Genomic DNA, 25621 nt, shown 5'->3' on the forward strand with positions numbered 1-25621 from the left:
TGACAATCGGGCGACAGGGCCCCGTGTCGTGAGCCGCGCGTAATGATCCTCGAATGTAGCCAGTGCCGTACCCGCTACCTGGTGCCCGACAGCGCCATCGGTGCCGATGGCCGCACGGTGCGCTGCGCGAGCTGCAAGCATAGCTGGTTCCAGGCGCCGGTCGCGCTCGACCTGACGACGCGGGCGACGGACGCCGACGGCCCGGTCACCCAGACCCCGGGCCGCGCGGCCGAGCTGCCGAAGCGCGAGGCGCCGGCACCGCGCGTGTTCGACGATGCGTCGATCACCGCCGCGGCGGGCGGGCCCGCGCCGGACTATGATCCCTTCGCGCCCCAGCCGCCGTTCAAGCCGCGCAGGAATCCGGCGCGGCGCTGGACCGCGGCCGCGTTCGTCGCCGGCTTCTCGATGCTGCTCGGCACCGGGGCGATCCTCTATTCGGGCGCGCCCGGGCTGGCGGCGCAGATGGGGTTCGGCCTCGGCATGGGTGGCGAGGTGGAGACGCCGCTGCTGTTCACCGACAAGAATGTCGAACGGCGCACCCAGACCAACGGCAGCGAGCTGTTCATCATCTCGGGCAAGGTCGCGAACCCTAGCTCGGACAAGCAGCATGTGCCCGATATCCGCATCGAGCTGCGGAACGAGCAGGACCAGCTGGTCTATAGCTGGCGAGTAACCCCGCAGGTCCGCGAACTCGGTCCCAAGCAGACGATCGACTTCAATTCGGCCCAGCTCGATCCGCCGCGCAGCGCACGTACGGCGCGGCTGACCTTCGCTACCGAAATCGGCGGTTGACCCACCAGAGCCGCGTGCCGTGGAGCGCGGCGGCGACGACCATGCCGAATCCCGAGGCGAGGACCAGGCCGGTCGCGCCCCAGCCGGCAAGATGGACGAATGCCAGCCCCGCCCCGCCGGTGACGAGGAAGAAGGCGATCACCGAGTTGACACCGGCCACCACCTGGTCGCCCAGCGAGCGCAGCGCATAGACGAACACCACCTGCATCCCGTCGAACAGGATGAATGGCGCCCATATCGGCAGCATCGCCAGCGCGAGCCTCTGCACCTCGGGCACCGCGGGGAACAGCGCGACGAAGGGATGCGGGACCAGGATCAGCAGCGCCGCCAGCACGCCCGTCGCCAGGGCCGCCAGGGCCGCGGCGATGGCGGCCCGGCGCGCGGCGGCCTGGGGCACGCCCTCGCCCACCGCGTTGCCCACGCGCACGCCCGCCGCCGATCCCAGGCCCAGCGCCACCGAGAAGGTGACGTTGTGGATCGAGAAGACGATCTGGAAGGCATGGGTGGTGACTTCGCCCAGTTCGGTCGAGAGGGCGATCAGGATCGAGAAGCCGATGAGCTCGAGCCCCGAGGCGATGGCGGGGACCAGGCCGAACAGCGCGAGCCCCAGCGCGCCCTTCAGCGAGGCGCGGCTGAAGATGCCGGCCAGGTCGTGCACGCCGCGCTGCCTGGCCCGGGGCAGCGTCCAGGCCGCGCCGATCATTCCCGCCGCGCCCAGCGCCGAGGCGATCGTCGTGGCCAGCGCCGCGCCGACGGCACCCATGGCGGGCAGGCCCAGATGCCCGCCGGACAGCGCCCAGGCGAGCAGCGCGTTGACCGGCAGGATCGCAAGGTTGACGACCGTCACGCGCTGCGGCCGGCTCACGCCCTCCAGGAAGAAGCTCGCGGTGACGATCAGCAGCTGGAAGGGATAGGCGAGCGCCATCACCCGCACGACGTCGGCGGCGAGCGGCGCGATCTCGCCCGCCACGCCGATGCCGCGCAGCATCGGCTCGGCAAGGGCGAACAGCGCCAGCGCGCTGATCATGCCCAGCGCGATGGCGAGCAACAGCCCCTGGTGAAAGGCGCGGCCGGTGCCGGGCAGGTCCTTCGCGCCATCGGCGCGCGAGACATGGACGAGCACGCCCGAAAGCGCGCCCAGCCCCATCACGATGCCCGGGAAGGTGAGCGCGCGGCTCGCCCCCAGCGCGGCCACCTCTTCCGTGCCGGTGAAGCCGACGACGATCACGTCGGTGACGTGGAGGATCGTCCAGTTGAGGCTGGTCAGCGCCACCGGCCAGGCGAGCGACAGGATTCGGCGCATCTCGGCGGAAAGGGCGGGGGAGAGGCGCATGGGAGGGGGCGCTTAGCGGATTTCGCGCCGTTTGGAAAAGCGTGCGGCAATGGCTTGCAATGTCCGAAACGCATTGCTAGGGGCCGCTGCCTTACCAGCCGTCGGTATTCATCCGGCGGAGTTTCACGTGCGGTCGTGGCGGAACTGGTAGACGCGCAACGTTGAGGTCGTTGTGGCCGAAAGGCCGTGGAAGTTCGAGTCTTCTCGACCGCACCAGTGAAACACGCAGCGCCCGGCAGAGCCGGGCGCGGGCTCCCGTCCGCGGTGCCGCCATTTTTTCCAGAACCGGGCAAACTTCTGCGACAAGTGGCGATTAGCCACGCGGCATTCATGCAAGCGGTGTCAGGTGCGCCGCGGGTCTTCGATGAGGGTGGGGGAATTGATGCGTTCGAGGCTGAAGCTGGGTTGTGCGGTTGCCGGTCTGCTCGTCGGCGTGATGCCCGGCGGGGCATGGGCCCAGGCGCAGCAACAGCCCATGCCTTCGCCGAGCCAGGATCATCCCGCCCGGCAGCATGCGTCGCAGCCGGCCGCCGCGCAGGATCAGGGTCCGGACGAGACGGGCGACGAAGGCACGATCGTCGTCAACGGCGTGCTGCCCGGCGCGGTCAAGACCGACGTCAAGCCCGAGGTCCAGCTCAATCCGGCCGATATCCGCGCCTATGGCGCCTCGAACGTCTCGGAGCTGATCACGGCGCTGCAGGCGCAGCTCGGCAGCAGCTCGGGCCGCGGCGACGAGCAGCCGGTGATCCTGATCAGTGGCCGCCGCTCGAGCATGAACGAAGTGCGCGACCTGCCCACCGAGGCGATCGACCGGATCGATATCCTGCCCGAGGAAGTTGCGCTGCAATATGGCTATGGCGCCACGCAGAAGGTGATCAACTTCGTGCTGCGCAACCGCTTCCAGGCGGTCACCACCGTGCTGGAGGGGCAGATGCCCACCGCCGGCGGCAATGCGACCGAGAGCGCCAATCTCAACATCCTGAAGCTCAACCGCAACGGGCGGGTGACGCTCGACGTCAAATATAATCAGAACTCCGCGATCCTCGAGAGCGAACGCGGCGTCAGCCGGGTCGGAAACGCGCTGTTCGACACGACCGGCAACATCGTCGGCCTGGGCGCGGTCGTGGTCGATCCGCTCACCGGCGCCACCGGCCGCGAGATCGATCCGGCGCTGAGCGCATTGGCGGGCAAGCCGGTGACGACCGCCGGGGTTCCCGTGAGCGGCCAGCAGTCGCTCGCCGGCTATGCCGCCAACGCCAACGATCCCAACGTCACCGACCTCACGCCCTATCGCACGCTCGTGGGCCCGGCGAAGAACCTGACGATCAGCGGCATCTACAATCGCGCGCTCTCGGCCAAGGTGAGCGCCACCGCCACCGTCAATCTGGACGTCAACGAGAGCGAATCCTGGCTCGGCCTGCCGAGCGCGACCTTGCTCCTGCCCGCCGGCAACCCGTTCTCGCCCTTCGGCCAGAATGTCGAGCTGCGGCGCTATTACGACAATCTCAATCCCCTCACCCGCTCGAGCGGCAGCCAGTCGCTGCGCGGCGAAGTGACGATCAACGGCGACAGCGCGCCCTGGATCAACAGCTGGCGCTGGTCGCTCAACGCCAACTACCAGCAGACCGGCAGCGACACGACCACCACGCGCGGCGTCGATCCGTCGCAGATGCAGGCGCTGCTCAACGCCGGCGACTCCAGTTTCAATCCGTTCGCCGCGATCCCCTATGGCCTGGTCGGCAGCCGGCCGGACGACTGGACCCAGTCGACGACCAAGGTGGGCAATATCGAGTTCCTCACCAACGGCCCGCTGTTCAAGTTGCCGGCCGGCGACGTGACCACCAGCATCCGCGTGGCGGGCCGCACCAACGACCTTTCGGGCAAGTCCTTCCGCTCGGGCCAGTACAGCGCGAGCGACATCTCGCGCGACATCGGCGCCGTGCGCGGCAACATCACCGTCCCGATCACCAGCCGCCGCCGGGCGGTGCTCGACGCGGTCGGCGATTTCTCGGTCAACGCCAATTTCGAGATCGAGCAGCTGTCGGACTTCGGCCGGCTGACCACGACCGGCTATGGCTTCAACTGGTCGCCCATCACCCAGGTCCAGGCGATCGTCAGCTTCATCAACGACAGCAATGCGCCGACGCCGGGCCAGCTCGGCAATCCCGTGGTCACCACGCCCAACGTGCCCATCTATGATTTCGTGCGCGGCGAGAGCGTCAACATCACCCAGATCACCGGCGGCAACCCATCACTCGGCGCCGACAGCCGGCATGTGTTCCGCGTCGGGCTCAACATCCGGCCGCTCACCGAGACCAATCTCGGCATCGTGGTGAACTATACCAATGTGCGCTTCCGCAACGCGATCCAGAACTTTCCGGGCGCGTCGGAGGAGCTCGAGGCCGCCTTCCCCGATCGCTTCGTGCGGGACGGCAGCGGGCGGCTGCTCAGCCTCGATACCCGCCCGGTGAACTATGACCGGACCGCGCATTCCGAGCTGCGCTGGGGCTTCAACCTGTTCATCCCGATCGCTTCGCCGCAGCAGAAGCGCATGCGCGAGCGCCGCGAGGCGTTCATGAAGGCGCGCGAGGAATCGCGCCGCACCGGCCAGCCGATGCCGGCGGAGATGACGGCGATGTTCGACCAGTTCCGCCGCCTGGGCCAGCAATCGAGCCTGTTCGGCGGCACGCTGAACCAGCAGTTCCGCGGTCCGCGCCCCGACGGGCCGCAGGGCCAGGGGCCGCAGCCGGACCAGGGCCAAGGGCAGGGACGCGTGCAGACCGACGGGCCCGGCCCGGGCCCCGGCGGCGGTCCGGGCGGCGATGGCGGCCCGCGCCGCTTCGGCGGGCCGGGCGGTGGCGGCGGCGGCGGCGGTGGTCGCGGCGGCTTTGGCGGCGGCGGTGGTGGCAACCGCATCCTGCTCAGTGCCTATCACACCTGGGTGCTCAAGGACGAGATCCAGATCCGGCCGGGCCTGCCGGTGATCGACCGGCTGGACGGCGAGGGATCGCAGTCGATCGCGGCGCACCGGGTGGATTTCACCGCCGGCATCAAGCGCGACGCGCTGCTGCTCCAGCTCAACGGCAACTGGCAGAGCGGCACCCGCACCACCAGCGGCACCGCGACGATTCCGGGCGGCGCGACGGAGCTCAATTTCGGCAGCCTCGCCAAGCTGAACCTGCTGGCCGAGTTCAATCCGGGCCAGGACATCGATTTCCTGCTCAAGCACCCCTGGTTCCGCGGCTCGCGGGTCCAGTTCCGGATCGACAATCTGTTCGACGCCCGCCAGCGGGTGACCGATCAGAACGGCATGACGCCCGCGGCCTATGCGCCCAATCTGCGCGATCCCGTCGGCCGCACGATCAAGCTCACCTTCCGCAAGCAGTTCTTCTGAGCGCTGTCCCCTCCCTGGCCGGGAGGAGGAGATCCTAGTGCTGCCCGAGCGGCGCGCCGGCCTCGCGGCTGGCGCGCAGGCCGGGGCGGAAGCGGCCCTGCTGGTCCTGGTCCATGATCCGGCGATAGAGCAGGGTGATCGAGACGCGGCGATTGCGCGGATCGGCGGGATTGTCGACGATCAGCGGCTCGCGGTCGGCGACGCCTTCGATCCGCTCGAAACGCATCTCGGTCACGCCGCCGGAGAGCAGCCGCCGGCGGGTGGCCTCGGCCCGGCCGCTCGACAGCATCCAGTTGTTCATCGCCAGCGGGTCGCCATAGCCGAGACTGTCGGTATGGCCGCGGATCATGATCGGGTTCTCCATGCCCTTGATCGAGTCCGCGATCGTGCCGATCAGCGCGCTCGCCTCGGGCACGAGCGCCGTCGTGCCCAGGTTGAACATCGAATAATTGGCGTCGTCGAGCAGGTCGATCCGCATCCCGTCGCGCGTCGGCACGAAGCGGACGTGATTGGCGAGCTTGGCCAGCGCCGGCGTCGCCCGCATGCGCTCGCGGATGCGCTTGGCGGTCTCGTCGAAATTCTTCTGGTCCTGCTGGGTCAGCGCGCGCTGGTCCTTCAGCGTGCCCTTGGCGCCGGTGCCGACATTATTGCCGCCGCTGCCGCCCACCGGCACGGTGAGCGCCCGCGTGCCGGTCTGCGAGGCCTTGCCCGGATAATTGTCGCGCTGGTTGATCGCCTCGCCGCCGAACAGGCCGTTCGAGCCGGCGCTGTTCTGCTTCAGCTCGACGAGCGTCGGCGCGAAATAATCGGCCAGCGCCTTGCGCTGCTTCTCGGTGGTGGCGCCCAGGATCCAGAGCAGCAGGAAGAACGCCATCATCGCGGTCACGAAATCGGCATAGGCCACTTTCCAGGCGCCGCCGTGATGGCCGCCATGCCCCTCGACATAGATCTTCTTGACGATGATCTTGGGCGGCGCGTTGATGCCGTGGGGAGCGCGCGCGGTCGCCATGGCCTAGCGCCCCCGCAGCCCGTCGAACACTTCGCCGAAGCCCGGCTGGTTGGCGTGCGCGATGCTGGAGCGGGCGGCCTCGATCACCAGCGGCTGCGGATGGCCGTGGAGCGAGGCGATGATGATCTGCTTCACCACGTGATAGATCGCCGAATCGGCGTCGATCACTTGCTGCAGGCGGCCCGCCAGCGGCGCGACGATGCCATAGGCCAGCAGCACGCCCATGAAGGTGCCGACCAGCGCCGAGCCGATCATCGCGCCGAGGATGCTCGGCGGCTTGTCGATCGAGCCCATCGTCTTCACCACGCCGAGCACGGCGGCGACGATGCCGAGCGCCGGCAGCGCGTCGCCCAGCGACTGGAGCGTGGTCTGCGGGCCCTGCACCTCGTGGTGGTGCGTCTTGATCGAGTTATCCATCACTTCCTCGACCGCGTGCACGTCGAGCGTGCCCGACGAGACGACGACGAGGCGGAGCGTGTCGGTGATCAGGTTGATCAGCGTGTGATCGGCCAGCAGGCGCGGATATTCGGCGAAGATCGCGCTCGACTTGGGATCCTCGACGTGCGGCTCGAGCGCGATCGGCCCTTCGGTCCGCAGCATCTTCATCAGCTTGGAGACCAGGAAGATCGTGTCGAGATAGTCCTGCTTCTTGTACTTCGGTCCCTTCAGCACCTTGACCAGGCCGCCGCCGAGCGCCTTCAGCTCCTTCATCGAGTTGCCGATGACGAGCGCGCCCATGGCGGCGCCGCCGATGATCAGCATCTCGTGCGGAATGGCCTCGAGCACGGGGCCGAGCGCGCCGCCGGTGATCGCGAAACCACCGAAGACCATCGCGAGCAGGATGACGAGGCCGATTGCCGGAAACATGTGCGCGAAGAACCCCTGTTTTGACGTTTCGGTTAACGACCGTTTCGCCGTGATCTTCAGCGGAAAAACATGGTTAATTCGTTACCGGCGCGAATTATTTCGCCGTTTCGCTTGGGTTTTCCCCGTGGTCCGCCTAACGCGAGAGCCTGGGCAAGCCCTTGAAACTACGTTCGTCATCCCCGCCTTCGCGGGGGGATGACGTTTGAAGGAATATGAGTCCTCCAACCCAGGCGCGCGGCGACAGGTGCGATCCCATGACGGAAGCGCCTGCGCCTATTTGATATAGTCGAACAACGAGACGCTGTTCAGCTTGGAGAAGCTGGCCTGGGTCGCCTGGAGCACGGTCAGCGTCTTCTGCAGGTTCGCCACCGCGGTGGGGATGTCGGTATCCTCGATGCCCGAGCGCGTCGCCTCGCGGGTCTCCGCCACATCGGTCAGCCGGTCCGCCTGGAGGTCGAGCCGCGCGCCGCGCGCACCGACCGAGGCGCGGGCGAGCGCCACCGTGTCGAGCGAGGCGTTGATCCCGTCCAGCGCCGTGGCGCCGGCCGCCTGCACGTCGCCGCCTGCCTTGAGCGCGTCGGCAAGGTTGCCGAGGACCGCGAACATGTCGGCGCCGGCGGGGCTGAACACCCGCTGGCCGCTGATCGTCGGCTGGATGCTCTCGCCGTCGCCGATCGGGATCGCCGAGGGCTCGCCGGTGCCGGCGAAGCTGATCGAGCCGTCGGCGTTCTTCACATAGGCAGTGTCGCCGGTCGCGCCGCCGAACAGCGGCTGGCCGCGAATATCGTCCTTGGTGTTGGCGAGCGCGAACAGCGTGTCGCGGATCGAGCTCAGCTCCGCGCCGATCGACGCGCGATCCGCATTCGAAAGCGTGTCGTTCTTGGCGCGGGTCGCGAGCTCCAGGGCGCGCTGGAGCTGCGTCTCGACGCTTTCGAGCGTCTGGTCGGTCTGCGAGACCACGCCCTGGGCGACCGTGATGTTCGCCTTGTAGGTGGCGTCGGCGGTGGTGGCGCGCTGGATCTGCTGCAGCTTGATATAGGCCGCCGCGTCCGAGACCGCGGTCACGCCCAGCTTGGTCGTGGCGATCTGGGTCTGGGTCTTGTCGGCCTCGGCGGTGAGCTGGGTCATCAGCGACACCGGCCGGCTGTACATCTGCGAAGTGGAGATGCGCATGATCGTTTACCTGATATCGAGGAGCGATTGCAGCGTCTCGCGCGCGATCTGGATCACGCGGGTGGACGCCTGATAGGCCTGTTGGAAGCGCATCAGGTCGACCGCCTCCTCGTCGATGTTCACGCCGCTCACCGAATCGCGCGCCGAGACGGCGGCGTCGCGGATCGCGGTCTGCGCGTCGGCCACGCTGTTGCGGCCCGAAAGCGCCGCGCCATTGGCCGCGGTGAGGTCGGTCACCCCCTGCTCGAACTTGCCGCCCGTGCGCAGCGCCTCGAAGCCGGCGAGGTTGCTGTTGTCGCGCTGGCCCGCGCCCGCCGCCGCCGCGGCGATCCCGCGCGGGTCGGTCATGACCGTGCCGAGCTGATAGGCGGGGTCGCCCACCGTAAAGATCGGCTGGCCGGCATTGCCCTGCAGGTCGCTGCCCGCCGCCTGGACGGCGTTGACGCCCTCGGCGAAGTCCTTGGCCATCTGGCTGATCTGGTCGCGAGCCGCCGCGATGCGCCCGCCGCTCTCGGCGATGCCGGCGAGCGCGCCGCCGCCGGGCGACATCGCCTGGACCTGGCCGCTGCTCTGCTTGACGGCGAAGGAAAAGGCGCCCTCGTCGTTGCTCACCTGCGTGACCTGGGCCGCCTGTGCGCCCTCGACCAGCAGCGGGCCGCCATTGCCGCCGGCATGCACGGTGGCCCGGCCGTAATTGTCGAAGCTCACCGTCACGTCGGTCAGCGCGCTCATCTGCTCGAGCATCTGGTCGCGCTGGTCGAGCAGGGCGGCCTGGCCGGCAGTGCCGTCATTGGCACGCGCCAGGCCCGCATTCACCTTGGCGAGGCTGGCCGAGAGGTTGTTGAGCTGCGTCACCGCGGTCTCGGCCGAGGCCTTGAGATCGGTCATCGCGCCGTCGAGCGCCTTGCCGGTCGCGCCGAAGGCGGCGGCGACGCCGGCGGCATTCTCCAGCATCGTCGCGCGCGCGGGCAGCGCGGTCGGGTCCGCCGCCACGGCCTTGGCCGAAGTGAAGAAGGCGGTCAGCTGGTCGCCCAGCTTGTTCTGGGTCAGGCTGCTGTCGATCCGCCCCAGCCAGGTGGCGCCGGCGAGGGTGCGGGCGAGATCGGAGCTCGCGCTGCGTACTTCGGTCGCCTTGAAGGCATCGGCCGCGCGCGTGACGCCGCCGACATTGGCGCCCAGGCCGGAATTGATCGCGCCGGTATTGCCGCCGGTCGCGACGATCTCGCGAACGGTGGCGACGCGCCGCGAATAGCCCGCGGTCGCGGCATTGGCGATATTGTCCGACGTAGTGGCGAGCGCCGACTGATAGGCGCGCGCGCCGCTGGCGCCGATCGAGAGCAGGTCGGTCATTTGACGGTGCCTCCGTCCGTCGCGGCCGGCGCGGCACCCGGTGCGGGCGCCGTTTCGGTCTTGAGGTTCCTGGCCAGGAAGGCGGTCATCGCCTTGCCGATGCCGATCGGGGCGTGCACGGCCATGCTCTGGGCGAGCTGCTGGTCCTGCATGTCGCGGAACTGGTCCTCGCCCTTGCTGTCGAACAGCCCGTCGCCCAGCCTGGCCTGGCGCATCGACTTCAGCATCATGCCCGTGAAGACCGCCTCGAAGCGCTGGCCGGCGGCTTCGAGATTCTCCTTGGAGGCCAGGCGCGACGTGTCGGTCGACACGCCGCCCGACGGGCTGCCGATGGGGCCGAGCAGCTTGCTCACAGGACGATCAGCTCAGCCTTGAGCGCGCCGGCTTCCTTGAGCGCCTCGAGGATGGCGACGAGGTCCGCCGGCGACGCGCCGATCGCGTTCACTGCCTTGACGACGTCGGAAAGCTTGGGGCCCGGTGCCATCAGGAACATGGGTCGCTTCTCCTCTTCGACGCCCAGCGTGCTGTGCTGCTCGGTGCGGGTCTCGCCCTTGCTGAACGGCGCGGGCTGGCTGACACGCTGGTTCTCATCAATACGAACGGTCAGTTTACCATGCGTTACCGCGGCGGGGCTGACGCGGACGGCCGAGTTGATCACCACCGTGCCGGTGCGGGCGTTGACGATCACCTTGGCGGGGGCTTCCGCCGCCTCGACGGTCAGGTTCTCGACTTCGCTCATCAGCCCGGCGCGCACGTCGCGGCCCTCGGGGGCCTGGATGGCGATCGAGACCCCGTCGATCGCGCGGGCGCGGCCGGTGCCGAAGCGCAGGTTGATCGCGTCCTGCACCCGCTGCGCCGTGGTGAAATCGGCGCGGGCGAGGTTGAAGGTGAGGAAGGGCGACCTGTCGAAGCCGGTATCGACCGTGCGCTCGACCGTGGCGCCTTCCGGGATGCGGCCCGAGCTCGGCGTGTTGACGACGATCTTCGAGCCGTCGGCCCCCTCGGCGCCCAGGCCGCCGACCGCGAGATTGCCCTGCGCCATCGCATAGATCTGGCCGTCGGCGCCCTGGAGCGGGGTGAGGATCAGCGTGCCGCCGCGCAGGCTCTTGGCCTTGCCCATCGACGAGACGGTGATGTCGAGCTTCTGGCCCGGCTTGGCGAAGGGCGGCAGCTCGGCGGTGATCATCACCACCGCGGCGTTCTTCAGGCCCGGCGCCACGCCCTGGGGCAGCTGCAGCCCGAAGCGCGAGGCGACGCCCTTCATCGACTGGACGGTATATTCCAGATTGTCGTCGCCCGTGCCCGGCAGGCCGACGACGATGCCATAGCCCGTGAGCTGGTTGGTGCGGATGCCCTGGAAGCCGCCCAGGTCCTTCACGCGCTGGGCATGCGCCGCGGGAGCGGCGGCAGCGAGCGCTAGGGCGGCAAGGGCGAGGAAACGGCGGATCATGTCTCTGCTCCGGCTTAGAAGGGGCTGATCGCGGAGAAGAACCGGCTCAGCCAGCCTTGGCGGCTGGCGCGGGCGACGTCGCCCTTGCCGGTATAGGCGATGCGGGCATCGGCGACGCGGGTCGACAGCACGCGATTGTTCGCGTCGATATCGGCGGTGCGCACCAGGCCCTTGATCTGGACGAACTCGTCGCCCCGGTTGAGCGTCACCCGCTTCTGGCCCTGCACCAGCATCGTGCCGTTGGGATAGACCGCGGCGACGGTGACGCTGATCTCGCCCGAGAGCGCATTGGCCTGGTCGGCCGTGCCGGTGCCGTTGAAGTTGCGCTTGCCGCTCACGCTGGCATCGCTTTCCTTGAACAGCGAGAGCGCGCCGGTGGTAGGCGGTGTGAGGCCGAAGCCGCCGCCGCTGTCGAGCTTGGTGCCGGCCGATTTGGACGCGGCGGTCTTCTCGACCAGCAGGATCGTCAGCGGATCGCCGACGCGGCGCGCGCGCATGCCCTCGTAGAGCGCGGCATAGCCGTCGCCCGCCTGGAAGATGCCGCCATTGGCGGGCGGCTGGACGGCGACCGGCGCGGGCAGCGTCGCGGAGAAATCCTCCGTCTGCTTCTTCTTGCCGATGCCGAGGAACTGCGCCTGGGCGGGCGTCGCGGCGAAGGCGAGCCCGGCGGCGAGCAGCGTGGCGGTGGCGAGGGCGTGGAGATGCTTCATGATGCGCCCTCAGATGTTCTGGTTGACATATTTGAGCATCTCGTCGGTCGCCGAGATCATCTTCGAGTTCACCTCATAGGCGCGCTGGGTCTCGATCATGTCGACCAGCTCCTCGACGACGTTGACGTTCGAGCCTTCGAGCATGCCCTGGCGGATCGTGCCGCGGCCATCGATGCCGGCATTGCCGAGCGCGACGGTGCCGCTCGCCGGCGTCTCGATCAGGTAGTTGTCGCCGACGGCCTGGAGCCCCGCCGGATTGGGGAAGCTCGCCACCTGGATCTGGCCGATCTGGGTGAGGTCGGTCTGGTTCGGCATCTGGGCCGAGACGGTGCCGTCGCTGCCGACGGTGACCGAGATCGCGCCTTCGGGAATGGTGACGCCCGGCATCACCTGATAGCCCTCGGCGGTGACCAGCTGCCCCTCGGCCGAGCGCGAGAAATTGCCCGCGCGGGTATAGCCCAGGCCGCCGCCGGGCAGCTGGATCTGGAAATAGCCATTGCCGTCGATCGCCATGTCGAGGCCATTGCCCGTGGTCTGGAGCGAGCCCTGGGTCTCGAGCCGCTGCGTGCCCTGGATGCGCACGCCGGTGCCCAGGTTCAGGCCGGTCGCGTATTTGGTCTCCGCGGTGGAGGCGGCGCCGGGCGCGGTGACGACCTGATAGGCGAGCGTCTCGAAGCTGGCGCGGTCCTTCTTGAACGCCGTGGTGTTCACGTTCGCCAGGTTGTTCGAGATGACCCGCATGCGCGTATCCTGGGCGTCGAGGCCCGTGCGCGCGATGTGCAGTGCTGCCGATCCCATGTTCTAACTCCTCATCAGGACGGCATCCGCATCAGCGATGCGGTGCTCTCGTCCATGTTCTTGGCTTCCTTGAGCAGGTTGGCCTGCACTTCGTAGGCGCGCTGGTTCTCGATCATGTCGACCAGCGCCTGCGTCAGGTTCACGTTCGACTGCTCGAGCGAACCGGAAGTCACCTTGGCATCCATGTCCTCGGGCAGCACGCCGCCGCCCTTCACATGGAGAAGATTGTCGAGCCCCTTGGCGGTCTGGCTGCCGGCGGTGCTGGCCAGCTTGATCTTGCCGACCTCCTGGGGCTGGGTCGGGTCGCCGCCGCGCGGCACGATCGAGATCGTGCCGTCCTCGGCGATGCTGATCCGGTCGGCGGGCGGCACGGTGATGGGGCCCCCCGACCCCATCACCGGGAAACCGTCGCCGGTTTCCAGCACGCCCGAGGGCGCGATCCGGAGATCGCCGCGCCTCGTATAGGCTTCGGTGCCGTCGGTCGCCTGGACCGCGATCCAGGCGTCGCCGTTCACCGCGACGTCGAGCGGGTTGCCGGTCTGGACCATCGTGCCCTTCGAGCGGTCGAAGTCGTTGACTTCCTCCGCCGCCATCTGGCGCGAATCCATGCCGGTGCCCTGCAGAACCAGCCGGTCGAAGCTGACGCGCTCGGCGCGGAAGCCGATGGTCGAGGCGTTCGCGATGTTGTTCGCGATCGTCGCCTGCGACTGCATCTGGCTCCTGAGCCCGGACATCGCGGTGTAGACAAGCCGGTCCATTGCTTACTCCTCCTCAGCCGATCCGATCAGCTGCGGATGTTGAAGATCGTCTGGGACATCTGGCTGGCGGTATCGAGCGCCTTGGCATTCGCCTGGAAGTTGCGCTGTGCCGCGATCAGATTGACCAGCTCTTCGGTGATGTCGACGTTCGAGCGCTCGATCGCGCCCGACATCAGGCCGCCGAACCCGTTGGTGCCCGGCTCGCCCAGGCGGGCATCGCCCGAAAAGCCGGTGGCCGCCCAGGTCGAGTTGCCGAGCTGGCGCAGGCCCGCATTGTTGGTGAAGCTGGCGAGCACGACCTTGCCCAGCGCCTGGGTGTCGCCGTTCGAGAAGCTGGCGGTCACGGTGCCGTCGTCGGCGATCGTCACGCCTTCGATCTGGCCGACGGGCGAGCCGTCCTGCTTGGTCGAGTTGAGGCTGAACGGCGAGCTGACCTGGGTGGTGCCCTGGGTCAGGTCGAGCTTGAGCACCTGCTCCGAAGTCGCGCCCGGCGCCAGGAAGCCCATGAAGGTGATCGGCGTGGTCGGCTCGGACAGCTTGCCGGTGCTGTCGAACTTCAGTTCGAACTGCTTGATCGTGTTGGGATCGTCGCCGGCGTTGAGCTGCTGGTCGCCGACGAACGAATAGACTTTCCAGGTGCTGGTCGCGTCGGTGTCGTTCGGCTTGGTCTCGCGGACGAAATAGTTGGTCAGCGTGAGCGCGTTGCCGTTCGCGTCGTAGACGGTGGTCTGCACCGACTGGTTGTAGGTGGTCGGGTCGAAACGGTCGAACTTGTAGCCGGCGCTCTCGAACTTGGGGTTGGTCGAGGGGATCGCCGAGCCGGCATTGAGGTTGAGGCCGAGCTTGACGTTCTCGGTCGCCTGGGGCGTGCCGCTGGTCTGCGGCAGGCGCAGGCTCACCGTCGAGGACAGGCCGGTCGCGACCACCGCGCCCGAGCCGTCCACCGGATAGACCTGCAGCTTGTTGCCCTGCGCGTCGACCACATAGCGATCGGCATCGACCTGGAAGCTGCCGTTGCGGGTGTAGGCCACGCCATTGCCGCTCTTCTCGTCGCCCTTGACGATGAAGAAGCCGTCGCCCGAGATCGCAACGTCGAGCGACGACGAAGACTGGGTGAAGCCGCCCTGGCCGAACTGCTGGCGCACCGCCTTCACGACCACGCCCGAGCCGACCATCTGGGTCGGGTTCATGTTGGCGGTCGACGCGATGACGTCGGCGAACTGGGTGGTGCTCTTCTTGAAGCCGTTGGTCTGCACGTTCGCGAGATTGTGCGAGATCGTCGACATGTCGGTCTGCGCTGCCTGCAGGCCGGAGAGCGAGGTGAAGAAGGACATTTTCCGTTACTCCGTGGAAAAAATGGATTCAGCCGACCTGCCAGACGGCGTCGGTGGACACGTTGCCGATGCCGGGAAGGGTGAGGACGGGCTTGCCGTCGGATCCCATCGAGACGGCCGTGACCGGCGCCCAGACCAGCGGATAGGCCTTGACGCTGCCGGTGCCGTTGGTGGCGGTGACGCTGACCGTGAAGGGCCCCGCGCCGGCACTTTCGCCGGCATCGGTCTTGCCGTCCCAGTCCCAGGCGACCGCACCCTTGCCTTCCTTGCCCATCTCGATCGTCTTCAGCGTGTTGCCGTTCTGATCCTTGATGGTGACGGAGACGTTGGTCGCGTCCTTGTCCAGCGCCACGGCGCCCGCCAGGCCGCCGCTGGTGCGCGGATAGGCGGTCGAGCCCTGGACGAGCACGTTCTTGCCGACATAGCCGAGCGCGTCGTTGAGCGTGCCGCCGTTCAGCTTGCTGGCGATCGACTTCAGCGTCGAGCTCATCTCGGTGATGCCCGAGAGCGACGAGAACTGCGCCATCTGGGCGACCATCTGGCTGTTGTCGACCGGCTGGAACGGGTCCTGGTTCTTCAGCTGGGCGGTCATCAGCGCCAGGAAGTCGGAAACGTTCATGTCGGTCTTGCCGAGCCGGGACGTGTCCTTCGTGTCGAGCGTGGTGCCGCTCGTCGTGCTCGTCTTGTTGTACCGGGAGATGCCCAGCCCGGCGAGGGTGTTGTCGAAGTCACTCATGATCAGCGGCCCAGCTTGAGGGTGTCGACGATGAGCTGCTTGGCAGTCTGCATCACTTCGACGTTGTTCTGGTAGTTCCGGGCGGTCTCCATCATGTCGACCAGCTCCCGGGTCTCGTCCACGGCGGCTTCCCAGACATTGCCGTCCTTGTCGGCCATCGGGTTGCCGGGGTCGTAGCGCTTGGTGGGATCGGAGCCCGCGGTGACGACCTGCTCGACATCGACGGTCGACATGCCGCTCGCCTCGTCGAAGGCGGTGCGGAACACGGGCTTGATCGTGCGATAGGCGGCGTCGGCGCTCGACGCGACCGTGCCGACATTGGCCAGGTTCGACGCCGTGGTGTTCATCCGCACCAGCTGCGCGCTCATTGCGCGGCCGGATACCTGGAAGATGGATAGCGGCTGGTCGCCCATGCTCATTCTCCCTTCAGCGCGCGCGTGATCTGGTTGATGCGGCCGTTGAGGAACGACAGCGTCGTCTGATACGCGACGGCATTCTCCGCAAAGGCGGTCTGCTCGGTGGTGAGCTCGACGGTGTTGCCGTCGGCCGAAGGCTGGAGCGGCACGCGGTAGAGCGTGTTGGCGTCGATCGCGGCGTCGAGCGAGCCGCCCGGCGTGGTCGCGCCGTTCAGGGCGGCGCGGAAATCCACGTCCCGGGCCTTGTAGCCGGGGGTCGAGGCGTTCGCGATGTTCGACGCCAGCATGCCCATGCGCTGCGAGCGCACGGCCAGCGCCGCGCCGTGTACGCCGAAAAGCTTGTCATCGGGCATTGCACGTCTCCCGCACAAAAGGTTCGCCGGGTTCCCTGCAACCGCCGTGCCAATTTGCCTGAAGGTGCGAAAAAACCCGGTTTCCCCTCAGGGCCGGCAAGTCGCGGCAAGGTTTTGCCGGTGCGGCGGCAGGCGGTTGCCGCGCCACCGGGCCTGGCGGGCGTTCCGCGCCGGCCTGCGCAGTTGGCCCGTGTCTTGCACCCACGCAGGCATGGACATGAATGCACTTCCCGCCCTGGGGACCTTCCTCGATCCGCTCGCGCTCGCCATCGTCGGCGGGGGGACGCTGGCCGGCACCGTGCTGCGCAGCGCTTCGGGCGATCTGGCGCGGGGTGTCGCGGCGCTCGGCGTGCTGCCGCGCCGCCGCTTCGATGTGGAGCCGCTGCTCGCCCAGGTCTCGGCGCTGGGCCGGATCGCGCGGCGCCACGGCGTGATCGCGCTCGATCGCTCGAAGATCGAGGATCCGGACATCGCCGCGGCCGTTGCCGCGATCGTCGACGGCGCGGCCCCCCGGGATGTCGAGACGCTGCTCGAGCAGCGCCGCTGCGCGCGCTTCGAGCGCCAGCGCGGCGCATGGGAGGTCTGGTCCGGCGCGGCCGAGCTGGCCCCGGCGATGGGCATGGTCGGCACGCTGCTCGGCCTGGTCGGCATGTTCGCCGCGATGAAGGATCCCCAGGCGATCGGCGGCGCCATGGCCGTTGCCCTGCTCGCGACCCTCTACGGCGCGCTGCTCGCCAATCTCGTGCTGCTGCCGGTCGCCGTGCGCCTGAAGCGCCGCGCCCGGCACGAGGCGCAGGAGCGGCTCCGCCTCCAGCCGGCGCTCGCCGCCCTGGCCGGGATCGAGCCGGGCACCGGCCGGATAAAGGAGATCGCGGCGTGACCCTGTTCGACGAGGACGAACCCGCGCGCGCGCCCTGGCTGGTCACGCTGGCCGATCTGTCGCTGCTGCTCGTCGGCTTCTTCGTCTTCCTCCAGGCGACCCAGGTCGATCCCGCCAAGCTTGCCGCGGGCATCCGCGCGGGCTTTGGTGCACGCGAGGCGACGCCCGCCGCCATGCCGGTCGACATCGCCACCGCCACCGGCTTCGCGCCGGGCTCGGCGGTGCCCGTCGATACCGGCTCGGCGCTGGAATGGGCGCGGGGCGCCGCGCGCGACCCGCGGACCCTGTTGCGCATCACCGGCGAAGTCGACGGATCGGAAGCGGACGTCGATCCGGCCACCGGCAGCGGCCCGATCCTCGCCGCCGATCGCGCCCGCGCCGTCGCCGCCCTGCTGGTCGGCCAGCGCGCGGTCGATCCCGCGCGCATCATGATCTCCACCGGCCGCGGCCAGCGCCGCGCCGTCCTTGCCCTCGGCTTCGAGGGAGACCGGCAATGATCCGCCGCCGGGCAATCGCCACGCCTCTTTCCATGGAGAAGACCATGTTCCTCGCCATTGCTCTCGTCACCGCCGCACCCGCCGGCGCGCAGGATTTCCAGTCGACCCAGGCGCTCGACGCGATCGTCGCCCAGTTCGCCGGCAAGCCCATGGGCGCGCAGGGCGGGGCGATCGCGCCGATCGACCGGCGGCTGAAGCTCGCCTCCTGCGCCGCGCCCCAGCTCGAATGGCGCAGCGAGAATCGCGACGCGGTCGTGGTGCGCTGCATGGCGCCGGCCTGGAAGATCTTCGTGCCCGTGGCCGCGGTGCCCCGGCCCCGGGCCGAGCAACCCGCGCCGATGCCCGCCACCACGCTCGTCCGCCCGGCGATCCCGGTGAAGGTGGAGCCGGTGATCAAGCGCGGCGATGCAGTCACGGTCGAGGCGGGGGCCGAGGGGTTCGCGATCTCGCGCCAGGGCATCGCGATGAACGACGCGCCTCCGGGGGGCCGGATCGGCATCAAGGTGGACGACAGGCAGCCGCCGATCCAGGCGATCGCGATCGAGCCCGGCCGCGCCCGCCTGCCGGGCTTTGCCGAGGGCAGTTGAATTTTTCCGTAAAGCTTCGCGCGCCCTGGCCGTTTGAAGGGCTGCAGGCACAGCTAGGATCGCAGGCAATGGTGGACTCAATCGGCACGAAGGGAGGCGCGGTCACCGATCGTCGCATTGTGCCCGTTGACCCCGCAGCCCGTGTGGCGGCGGTGCGCCCGGTCGCGAGCGACGCGCCGGCGGTGCGGAGCGCCGCGGCGGAGATCGCCGTGGAACAGGCGGCGCGGCCGCCGGTCGATACCGAGCGGGTCTCGCGCATCCGCAAGGCGATCCACGACAACAAATTCCCGCTTTCTCCCTCGACGATCGCCGACCGGCTGCTCGCCTTCAAGCTCGATTGGAAGTCCCGTGAACCGTCGTGACGCGCTCATCCAGGTGATCGAATGCCTTCACGCCGAGATCGCGGCGCTCAAGGCGAACGACGTCGCCGCGCTCGAGGCGGCCACCCGCACCAAGCTGGCTGCGATCGACACGGTCGCGCTGTACGACGGCGAGGCGCCGGGCCCCGAGATCCGCGAGCTTGCCGCCGAGGCGCACAAGCTCAACGAGACTTGCCGCATCTATGTGAACCTGATGGCGGCAAATGTTCGCCGCCGCCTGCAAATCCTTTCCGGCCAGCAGGCCCCCGCCTACAAGGCGGGCGGCTACGCCCTCGGCTGAACGGGCGTTTCCGACATCCGTTAACCGTAACTGGCACGGTCCTTGCTTTGGATAGCCTCGGATTAGGCTATTCGGATTCCAGGATCGATGAGCGTTACTTCGGTCAACACCAGGGCAAGCGTCCAGACGGCGATCGCCGCGGCGAGCCGCAAGACCGGCATCGACTTCAACTATCTGCTCGGCCAGGCGCAGGTGGAAAGCGGGCTGCGTGCCGATGCGCGCGCCGGAACTTCCTCGGCCACCGGCCTCTATCAGTTCATCGAGCAGAGCTGGCTGGGCGTGGTGAAGCAGCACGGCGCCGAGCATGGCCTGGGCTGGGCCGCCGACAGCATCAAGCAGACCGGCACCGGCCGCTATGTCGTCAGCGATCCCGCCGCGCGCAGCGCGATCCTGGGCCTGCGCAGCGATCCGCAGACCGCGTCGCTGATGGCCGCCGAGCATGCCGCCGACAACAAGGCGGCGCTCGAGGATTCGCTCGGCCGCCCCGCCACCGGCACCGATCTCTACATGGCGCATTTCCTGGGCCTGGGTGGCGCCGGCAAGTTCCTGAGCGCGATGGCCGACAGCCCCGGCCGCACCGGCGCCTCGCTGTTCCCCGCCGCCGCGCGCGCCAATCGCAGCGTCTTCTATGCGTCGAACGGCCAGCCGCGCACGCTCTCGGACATCTATAGCCGCTTCGCCGGCAAGCTCGACCAGGGCGCGGCCGCGGGCGGCGGCGCCGGCAGCGCCCCGGACGGGCTCGATGCCGGCTTCGCCGCCGCCGCGCGCGCCTGGAGCGACGGCGACAACGAAGTCGTGCTCGGCAACGGCGCGGTCGATCGCGACCGCCACTGGGTGCAGAACACGCTCGCCCAGCTGAACGTCGCCCCGGGTTCGCCCGGCGAACCGGCGCTCGGCCGCCGCATCGATCCGCTCCGGCCGACGCCGGAGAATGCCAGGCTCGCCTATCTCATGCTCGCGAATCTGGGAGCCTGACCCCTCGTGTCCGCACTCTCGCTTCCCGCAGGGACCGGCCCTGCCCTGAAGAGCTTCGCGCTGCCCGGCGCGATCCTGCTGCTCGTCGCGCTGATGGTGGTGCCGATCCCGGCCTTCCTGCTCGACGTCTTCTTCATCCTCAACATCATGATCAGCCTCGCGGTGCTGATGGTGGCGCTGAACGCGCAGAAGCCGCTGGACTTCTCCGCCTTCCCCACCGTGCTGCTGTTCGCGACGCTGTTCCGCCTCGGCCTCAACGTCGCCTCGACGCGCGTCGTGCTGGTGCATGGCCATGAAGGGGAAAGCGCCGCGGGCCATGTGATCGAGGCGTTCGGCACCTTCATGATCGGCGGCGACTATGTCGTCGGCCTGGTGGTGTTCGCCGTCATCGTGATCATCAACATGATCGTGGTCACCAAGGGCGCGGGCCGCGTCTCCGAAGTTTCGGCGCGCTTCACCCTCGACGCGCTGCCCGGCAAGCAGATGGCGATCGACGCCGATCTCAACGCCGGCCTGATCACGCCCGACGACGCGAAGAAGCGCCGCGAGGAAGTGTCGACCGAGGCCGATTTCTACGGTGCGATGGACGGTTCGTCCAAGTTCGTGAAGGGCGACGCGATCGCCGGCCTGCTGATCCTGGCGATCAACGTGATCGGCGGCCTGATCCTCGGCGTCGCCAGCCATCACATGGCGGTGGGCGAGGCGGCCTCCACCTATGTCCTGCTCGCCATCGGCGATGCGCTGGTCGCGCAGGTGCCGGCGCTGCTGCTCTCGATCGCCGCGGCGGCGATCGTCACCCGCGTCGCGTCGAGCCACGACCTGGCCGGCCAGATCGGCACCCAGTTCGCCAGCCACAAGACCTGGATGCCGGTCGCCGTCATCCTGGGCCTGCTCGGCGTGTTCCCGGGCATGCCGCATTTCCTGATGCTGCCGGCCGCCGCCGCCGCCGGCTTTGCGGCCTGGCGCCTGCGCAAGGCGGCCAACCGCCCGAAGCTCGTCGCCGCGCCGCCGGCCGAGCCGGCCGACCTCTCCAGGATCGGCTGGGACGAAGTGACCGACAACATGCAGGTGATGCTCGACATCGGCTATGGCCTGGTGCCGCTGGTCGACGAGCGGCGCGGCGGCCCGCTGATGGGCCGCATCACCGGCGTGCGCCGCCAGCTTTCCAAGGAGCTTGGCTTCGTCGTGCCCCAGGTGCGCGTGCGCGACGACATCAACCTGGCGCCCTTCACCTATCGCATCGTCATCGGCGGCGTCGTCGTCGCCGAGGACAATGTCTCGCCCGACGAGGTGCTGGCGATCGACACCGGCCAGGCCTCGGGCCGCCTCGACGGCAAGCCGGTCAAGGACCCGACCTTCGGGCTCGACGCGCTGTGGATCGCCCAGGGCGATTCCGATGCCGCCACGGGCCTGGGCTATCTCGTCGTCGATCCGGGCACCGTGGTCGCCACCCATCTCAACCAGTGCCTGATCCAGAACGCCTCGGACCTGCTCGGCCCGGACGAGGTCCAGGCGCTGCTCGACGGGCTCAAGGAGCGTTCGGCCCAGCTGGTGGCCGCGCTGTGCCCGTCGCCGGTGCCGCTCACCACGCTCACCCAGGTGCTGCGCGGCCTGCTCGCCGAGAGCATCCCGCTCAAGGAGTTCCGCCGCATCGCCGCCGCCATCGCCGTCGCCGCCCAGCGGACCCTGGACGCGGACGAGCTGATGGAGCTGATCCGCCCCGAGCTCGGCCCGCTGATCATCCAGCGCCTGTGCGGCGTGCGCGAGCCGCTGCGGGTGATGACGCTCGAAGGCCAGCTCGAGGCGCTGCTCGGCCAGGCGGTCCGCTCGGATCCCTCGAAGCGGCATACGATCGAGCCCGATCTGGGCCGCCGCATCGCCGAGGCGCTGCAGCGCGCCGCCCAGCCGCTGATCGCCGAGGCCAAGCCCTTCGCGCTCGTCGTCCAGCCCTCGATCCGGGTGGCGATCCGCAAGCTGATCAAGACGGTCCTGCCCGACACGCCGGTGATGAGCTTCTTCGAAGTGCCCGAGGACAAGGCCGTCGAAGTCGTCGCGGTGATCGGCGCGCCGGAGGCGCTGCCCGCATGAACGCTTTCACTCCAGGGAAACTCGACGCCATGGCTTCACTGGCCCTTGCGCCGCTGACCTACACGCCCACGCCGCCGCGGCGCGATCCCGAGGCGTTGGTGCGCAGGCACCTGCCGCTCGTCCGGCGCATCGCCTGGCACATCCATGGCTCGATGAGCTCGCTCGTCGAGGTGGAGGACCTGATCCAGGTCGGGCTGGTCGCGCTGATCGAGGCGGCGGCGGCGTTCGAGGACCGGGGGCAGGTGACCTTCGAGCAATATCTCGCCACGCGGCTGCGCGGCGCGATGATCGACGAGCTGCGCCGCCAGGCGACCACCACGCGCGGGGCGATGCGCCGGCGCAAGGCCTATCAGGAAGCGATATCGGTGCTGACCAACGAACTGGGCCGCGCGCCCGACGACGAACAGGTCGCCGCCCGGCTCGGCGTGACGCCGGAGAAGCTGCGCGCCGACTATGCCAATGCCGAAGCGGTGCGCTTCGATTCGATCGACGACAGCTATTCGGACGAGAGCCCCTGGTTCATGTCCGACGAGCCCAGCGCCTTCGACCAGCTGGCGGAGAGCGACCAGCGCGAGGCGCTGATCGCGGCGATCGCCGAGCTGCCGGAGCGCGAGCAGCAGGTGATCCAGCTCTATTATGTCGAGGAACTGAACCTCGAGGAGATCGGCCAGGTCCTGGGCGTGGGTGCCGCGCGCATCTGCCAGATCAAGGCATCGGCGCATGCCAGGCTGAAGAAGGGGCTGGCGCGCCGGCTCGGCTAGTCGCCGCCGCCAGCCGCTGTCCGTGGGTCGATTCGCTCCGCGGAAGGTTACGAAACATACGCTATGGGGGCCTGATTTCCTCCGCCGCGCGGGCGCCTGGCGCGCGCACCGGACAGGGGGAGGGAAGACAGCCCGCATCCGCCAGCATCGAGCAGGCAAAATCCTATATTGCAAGGCAGCGGCCTGCGCGCCTCGCCGATCCGGGCCCTTGCCGGCTCCGGCTTGCGCCGCATCGACGCTTGCCGCAGAAATCCCCGTGGACCATTCGGGGGATTTCATGACCAAGCATCTGTTCCTGGCCGGCGCGATGACGTTCGGCATGCTGGCGTCGCCGGCCTTCGCGCAGGACGCATGGACCGTCCGCCCCGAATGGGTGCGCGCGCACGAATCCTTCCTTGCCAGCGAGGCGTTGCAGGGGCGCGGCAGCGCGACCCGCGATGAGGCGATCGCCGCCACTTATGTCGGCTCGCAGTTCGAAGGCTATGGGCTCAAGGTCGCGCCGGGCATGACCGGTTATCTCCAGCCCGCCAAGGTGATCCGCTATGCGCTGAACGGCCCGGCGACGCTGACGATCGCGGGCAGGCCGGCGGCGGCGCCCACCGTGCTGGTCGGTGCGGCCGAGAGCATTTCCGGCGCCTCGGCGGTGTTCGACGGCGCCGATCTCGCGAAAATCCCGCATGCCCAGGTGCTGTTCGTGACCGGCGGCAAGGCCTCGCCCATGGCGCTGGTCCGCGCCGCCAGCGCGGCCGGGGCGAAGCTGGTGATCGTGCGCGAGGACGATGCGACGCGGGGGCTGGCCAAGGCGCTGGGCGGCAAGCCGCGCATGCCGGCCGGGCTCGAGGGCAAGGCGCCGCCGAGCTATGCCGCCTTCGCGACGCTGCCCTCGGCCGATTTCGACAAGGCGGTGGCCCAAGCCGGCGCGCCGGTCGCGCTCGGCTTGCCGGTGGTGCGCGAGGAGGCGATCACCACCAACGCGATCGGCTGGCTGCCGGGCAGCGATCCCAAGGCGGGCGTGATCCTGGTCACCGCGCATCTCGACCATCTCGGCCGCAAGCCCGACGGCACGATCATGTACGGCGCGAACGACGATGCCTCGGGCACCACCGCGGTGCTCGAGCTGGCCCGGGCGATGGCGGCGGCGAAGCAGGCCCGGCGCGGGCTGCTGTTCGTCGCCTATGGCAGCGAGGAGATCGGCGGCTATGGCTCGAGCTGGTTCGGCGATCACCCGCCGGTGCCGCTTGACCAGATCGTCGCCAATATCGAGATCGAGATGATCGGCGCCCAGGATCCCAAGCTGCCCGCCGGCACGATGATGATGACCGGTTTCGAGCGCTCGACCCTGGGCGAGACGCTGAAGGCGCACGGCGCGCTGGTCGCTGCCGATCCCTATCCCGAGCAGCGTTTCTTCGAGCGCTCGGACAATTATTCGCTCGCGGTGCGCGGGGTGGTGGCCCACACCATCTCGGGCTGGGCGGTCACGCCGACCTATCACACGCCCGACGACACGCTGGCCAATCTCGACATCGCGTTCATGACGCGCGCGATCCAGTCGCTGGTCGAGCCGCTCCACGCGCTGGCCAACAGCGATGCCAGGCCGCAATGGAAGCCCGGCGGCAAGCCCGAGGGGAAGTAAGGGGCATCGGCGCGGCCTGGGGCGGGCTCTTCGCCGGACAAGGAAAAACCCCGGTGGACGATCCCACCGGGGTTCCCCATGCGCCCCCTCCGGCAAGAAGGGGTGACCGGCCTTGGTGCCTGTCAGGGGGGTGACACCCCGACCGGCACGCGCTTACTGAAGCAGCTTGAGCACCGACTGCTGGCTCTGGTTCGCCTGGGCGAGCATCGCCGTCGACGCCTGCGACAGGATCTGGGCCTTGGCCAGCGCCGTCGTCTCCGCCGAATAATCGGTGTCCTCGATGCGGCTGCGGGCGTCGCTCAGGTTCGCGACGTTGGTCGTCAGGTTGTTGACCACCGAGTCCAGGCGGCTCTGCGCGGCGCCGAGCGAGGCGCGGAGCGTGGCGACCGACTTCAGCGCGGTGTCCACGGTGCCCTGGGCGGTGTCGGCGCTGCCGGAGGTGCCGACCGAAAGGGCGGCGACGGCCGGGCTGGCGGCCGCGTCACCCACGATGCTGCCGACGTCGAGCGCGTCGATGCTGATCGTGATCTTGTCGGTCGATTCCGCGCCGGTCTGGATCGAGAAGGTCTTCGCGGCGACTTCGCCGGCGGCCGGGGCCGCGGGATCCGCCGGCGGCTTGCCGATCTGGAACAGCGTGTTGCCGTTGAACTTGGTGTTGGTCAGCACGTCCTTGATCTGCGAGGTCAGCTGCGTGACTTCGGCCTGCAGGTTCTTGCGGTCGTCGTCCGAATAGGTGCCGCTCGACGACTGGACCGCCAGCTCGCGGATGCGCTGCAGCATGTTGGTCACTTCGTTGAGCGCGCCTTCCGCGGTCTGCGCCAGCGAGATGCCGTCATTGGCGTTGCGGACCGCCTGGGTCATGCCGCGGATCGAGGCGGTCATGGTCGAGGCGATCGCCAGGCCGGCGGCGTCGTCCTTCGCGCTGTTGATGCGCTTGCCGGTCGACAGGCGCTCCATGGCCGTGCTCAGTGCCTTGTTGGCGCCGGTCGAAGCATTGGCGGCGCGCAGCGCCGCGGTGTTGGTCGAGATAACAGTCATGTTCGTTACTCCATGCTCGTCGGCTTCCC

General features: G+C 68.8%; 26 protein-coding genes and 1 tRNA gene. 12 read left to right on the plus strand and 15 right to left on the minus strand.

Translation table 11 applies throughout. The annotated features are described in order from the left end of the window. Positions 1-42: 42 nt before the first annotated feature. Positions 43-792: an MJ0042-type zinc finger domain-containing protein gene (locus ACIQCS_RS20435; protein ID WP_345849420.1), complete on the plus strand. Its 750-nt coding sequence runs from the start codon at positions 43-45 to the stop codon at positions 790-792. Here the strand turns inward: ACIQCS_RS20435 and ACIQCS_RS20440 are convergent. Continuing rightward, on the minus strand, positions 773-2125 hold the full coding sequence (locus ACIQCS_RS20440) for an MATE family efflux transporter (protein ID WP_345849419.1): 1353 nt from the start codon (positions 2123-2125) through the stop codon (positions 773-775). The two genes, ACIQCS_RS20435 and ACIQCS_RS20440, sit on opposite strands and share 20 nt — an antisense overlap. Before the next feature lie 129 nt (positions 2126-2254). Between ACIQCS_RS20440 and ACIQCS_RS20445 the strand changes: the two genes are divergently transcribed. After that, a tRNA-Leu gene (locus tag ACIQCS_RS20445) sits at positions 2255-2341 on the plus strand. 166 nt (positions 2342-2507) lie between these two features. Next, positions 2508-5519 carry a TonB-dependent receptor gene (locus tag ACIQCS_RS20450; protein ID WP_345849418.1) on the plus strand — a complete coding sequence of 1004 codons (3012 nt, stop codon included), beginning with the start codon at positions 2508-2510 and terminating at the stop codon, positions 5517-5519. A 34-nt stretch (positions 5520-5553) separates the two neighbouring features. Here the strand turns inward: ACIQCS_RS20450 and ACIQCS_RS20455 are convergent, their stop codons facing one another. The 13 genes from ACIQCS_RS20455 to flgB form a co-directional block, all read right to left on the minus strand. Next, positions 5554-6528: a flagellar motor protein MotB gene (locus ACIQCS_RS20455; RefSeq protein ID WP_345849417.1), complete on the minus strand. Its 975-nt coding sequence runs from the start codon at positions 6526-6528 to the stop codon at positions 5554-5556. Positions 6529-6531: 3 nt separating this feature from the next. Further along, a complete protein-coding gene (motA, locus tag ACIQCS_RS20460) occupies positions 6532-7395 on the minus strand; it encodes a flagellar motor stator protein MotA (protein WP_137863640.1) in 864 nt (287 codons plus the stop codon). 273 nt (positions 7396-7668) lie between these two features. Next, positions 7669-8568, minus strand: coding sequence for a flagellin (locus ACIQCS_RS20465; RefSeq protein WP_345849416.1), 900 nt, complete (start codon positions 8566-8568; stop codon positions 7669-7671). A 6-nt stretch (positions 8569-8574) separates the two neighbouring features. Further along, positions 8575-9918 carry a flagellar hook-associated protein FlgK gene (gene flgK / locus ACIQCS_RS20470; protein WP_345849415.1) on the minus strand — a complete coding sequence of 448 codons (1344 nt, stop codon included), beginning with the start codon at positions 9916-9918 and terminating at the stop codon, positions 8575-8577. Beyond that, positions 9915-10271 (minus strand): rod-binding protein, encoded by a 357-nt coding sequence (locus ACIQCS_RS20475; RefSeq protein ID WP_345849414.1) that lies wholly within the window; start codon positions 10269-10271, stop codon positions 9915-9917. Before ACIQCS_RS20475 ends, flgK begins: the two co-directional genes overlap by 4 nt. Next, complete coding sequence (locus ACIQCS_RS20480) at positions 10268-11368, minus strand: flagellar basal body P-ring protein FlgI (RefSeq protein WP_345849413.1); 1101 nt, start codon at positions 11366-11368, stop codon at positions 10268-10270. Before ACIQCS_RS20480 ends, ACIQCS_RS20475 begins: the two co-directional genes overlap by 4 nt. Before the next feature lie 14 nt (positions 11369-11382). Continuing rightward, on the minus strand, positions 11383-12078 hold the full coding sequence (locus ACIQCS_RS20485) for a flagellar basal body L-ring protein FlgH (RefSeq protein ID WP_345849412.1): 696 nt from the start codon (positions 12076-12078) through the stop codon (positions 11383-11385). A 9-nt stretch (positions 12079-12087) separates the two neighbouring features. Beyond that, complete coding sequence (gene flgG, locus ACIQCS_RS20490) at positions 12088-12876, minus strand: flagellar basal-body rod protein FlgG (RefSeq protein ID WP_167300131.1); 789 nt, start codon at positions 12874-12876, stop codon at positions 12088-12090. A 14-nt stretch (positions 12877-12890) separates the two neighbouring features. Then, on the minus strand, positions 12891-13634 hold the full coding sequence (gene flgF, locus ACIQCS_RS20495) for a flagellar basal-body rod protein FlgF (RefSeq protein ID WP_345849411.1): 744 nt from the start codon (positions 13632-13634) through the stop codon (positions 12891-12893). A 26-nt stretch (positions 13635-13660) separates the two neighbouring features. Then, positions 13661-14968 carry a flagellar hook protein FlgE gene (locus tag ACIQCS_RS20500; protein WP_345849410.1) on the minus strand — a complete coding sequence of 436 codons (1308 nt, stop codon included), beginning with the start codon at positions 14966-14968 and terminating at the stop codon, positions 13661-13663. A gap of 28 nt (positions 14969-14996) precedes the next feature. Continuing rightward, positions 14997-15704 carry a flagellar hook assembly protein FlgD gene (locus ACIQCS_RS20505; RefSeq protein WP_345849409.1) on the minus strand — a complete coding sequence of 236 codons (708 nt, stop codon included), beginning with the start codon at positions 15702-15704 and terminating at the stop codon, positions 14997-14999. Between the two features lie 2 nt (positions 15705-15706). After that, entirely contained in the window at positions 15707-16117 is a 411-nt protein-coding gene (gene flgC / locus ACIQCS_RS20510) for a flagellar basal body rod protein FlgC (RefSeq protein WP_086127697.1), read from the minus strand. Between the two features lie 2 nt (positions 16118-16119). Continuing rightward, complete coding sequence (flgB, locus tag ACIQCS_RS20515; protein WP_294050007.1) at positions 16120-16473, minus strand: flagellar basal body rod protein FlgB; 354 nt, start codon at positions 16471-16473, stop codon at positions 16120-16122. 217 nt (positions 16474-16690) lie between these two features. Between flgB and ACIQCS_RS20520 the strand changes: the two genes are divergently transcribed. The 9 genes from ACIQCS_RS20520 to ACIQCS_RS20560 all read left to right on the plus strand — a co-directional run bounded on the left by ACIQCS_RS20520 (position 16691) and on the right by ACIQCS_RS20560 (position 24554). Beyond that, on the plus strand, positions 16691-17353 hold the full coding sequence (locus tag ACIQCS_RS20520; RefSeq protein ID WP_345849408.1) for a MotA/TolQ/ExbB proton channel family protein: 663 nt from the start codon (positions 16691-16693) through the stop codon (positions 17351-17353). Next, on the plus strand, positions 17350-17850 hold the full coding sequence (locus ACIQCS_RS20525) for a flagellar motor protein MotB (protein ID WP_345849407.1): 501 nt from the start codon (positions 17350-17352) through the stop codon (positions 17848-17850). The genes ACIQCS_RS20520 and ACIQCS_RS20525 overlap by 4 nt, the downstream gene beginning before the upstream one ends. Continuing rightward, positions 17847-18437: a flagella basal body P-ring formation protein FlgA gene (locus ACIQCS_RS20530; RefSeq protein ID WP_345849406.1), complete on the plus strand. Its 591-nt coding sequence runs from the start codon at positions 17847-17849 to the stop codon at positions 18435-18437. Before ACIQCS_RS20525 ends, ACIQCS_RS20530 begins: the two co-directional genes overlap by 4 nt. Before the next feature lie 68 nt (positions 18438-18505). Next, positions 18506-18799, plus strand: coding sequence for a flagellar biosynthesis anti-sigma factor FlgM (locus ACIQCS_RS20535; protein ID WP_401531599.1), 294 nt, complete (start codon positions 18506-18508; stop codon positions 18797-18799). Next, on the plus strand, positions 18786-19097 hold the full coding sequence (locus ACIQCS_RS20540; RefSeq protein WP_345849404.1) for a flagellar protein FlgN: 312 nt from the start codon (positions 18786-18788) through the stop codon (positions 19095-19097). Before ACIQCS_RS20535 ends, ACIQCS_RS20540 begins: the two co-directional genes overlap by 14 nt. A gap of 87 nt (positions 19098-19184) precedes the next feature. Then, complete coding sequence (locus ACIQCS_RS20545) at positions 19185-20072, plus strand: lytic transglycosylase domain-containing protein (RefSeq protein ID WP_345849403.1); 888 nt, start codon at positions 19185-19187, stop codon at positions 20070-20072. A gap of 6 nt (positions 20073-20078) precedes the next feature. After that, complete coding sequence (gene flhA, locus ACIQCS_RS20550; RefSeq protein WP_345849402.1) at positions 20079-22160, plus strand: flagellar biosynthesis protein FlhA; 2082 nt, start codon at positions 20079-20081, stop codon at positions 22158-22160. A gap of 29 nt (positions 22161-22189) precedes the next feature. Next, a complete protein-coding gene (locus tag ACIQCS_RS20555; RefSeq protein WP_345849401.1) occupies positions 22190-22921 on the plus strand; it encodes an RNA polymerase sigma factor FliA in 732 nt (243 codons plus the stop codon). A gap of 277 nt (positions 22922-23198) precedes the next feature. Next, positions 23199-24554 (plus strand): M28 family peptidase, encoded by a 1356-nt coding sequence (locus ACIQCS_RS20560; RefSeq protein ID WP_345849400.1) that lies wholly within the window; start codon positions 23199-23201, stop codon positions 24552-24554. Between the two features lie 153 nt (positions 24555-24707). Here ACIQCS_RS20560 and ACIQCS_RS20565 read toward each other — a convergent pair whose 3' ends face one another. Further along, complete coding sequence (locus ACIQCS_RS20565) at positions 24708-25592, minus strand: flagellin (protein ID WP_345849399.1); 885 nt, start codon at positions 25590-25592, stop codon at positions 24708-24710. Positions 25593-25621 lie beyond the last annotated feature (29 nt).

Origin of the sequence: Sphingomonas sp. NPDC092440, assembly GCF_044754985.1 — a bacterium.
GTDB lineage: Bacteria > Pseudomonadota > Alphaproteobacteria > Sphingomonadales > Sphingomonadaceae > Sphingomonas.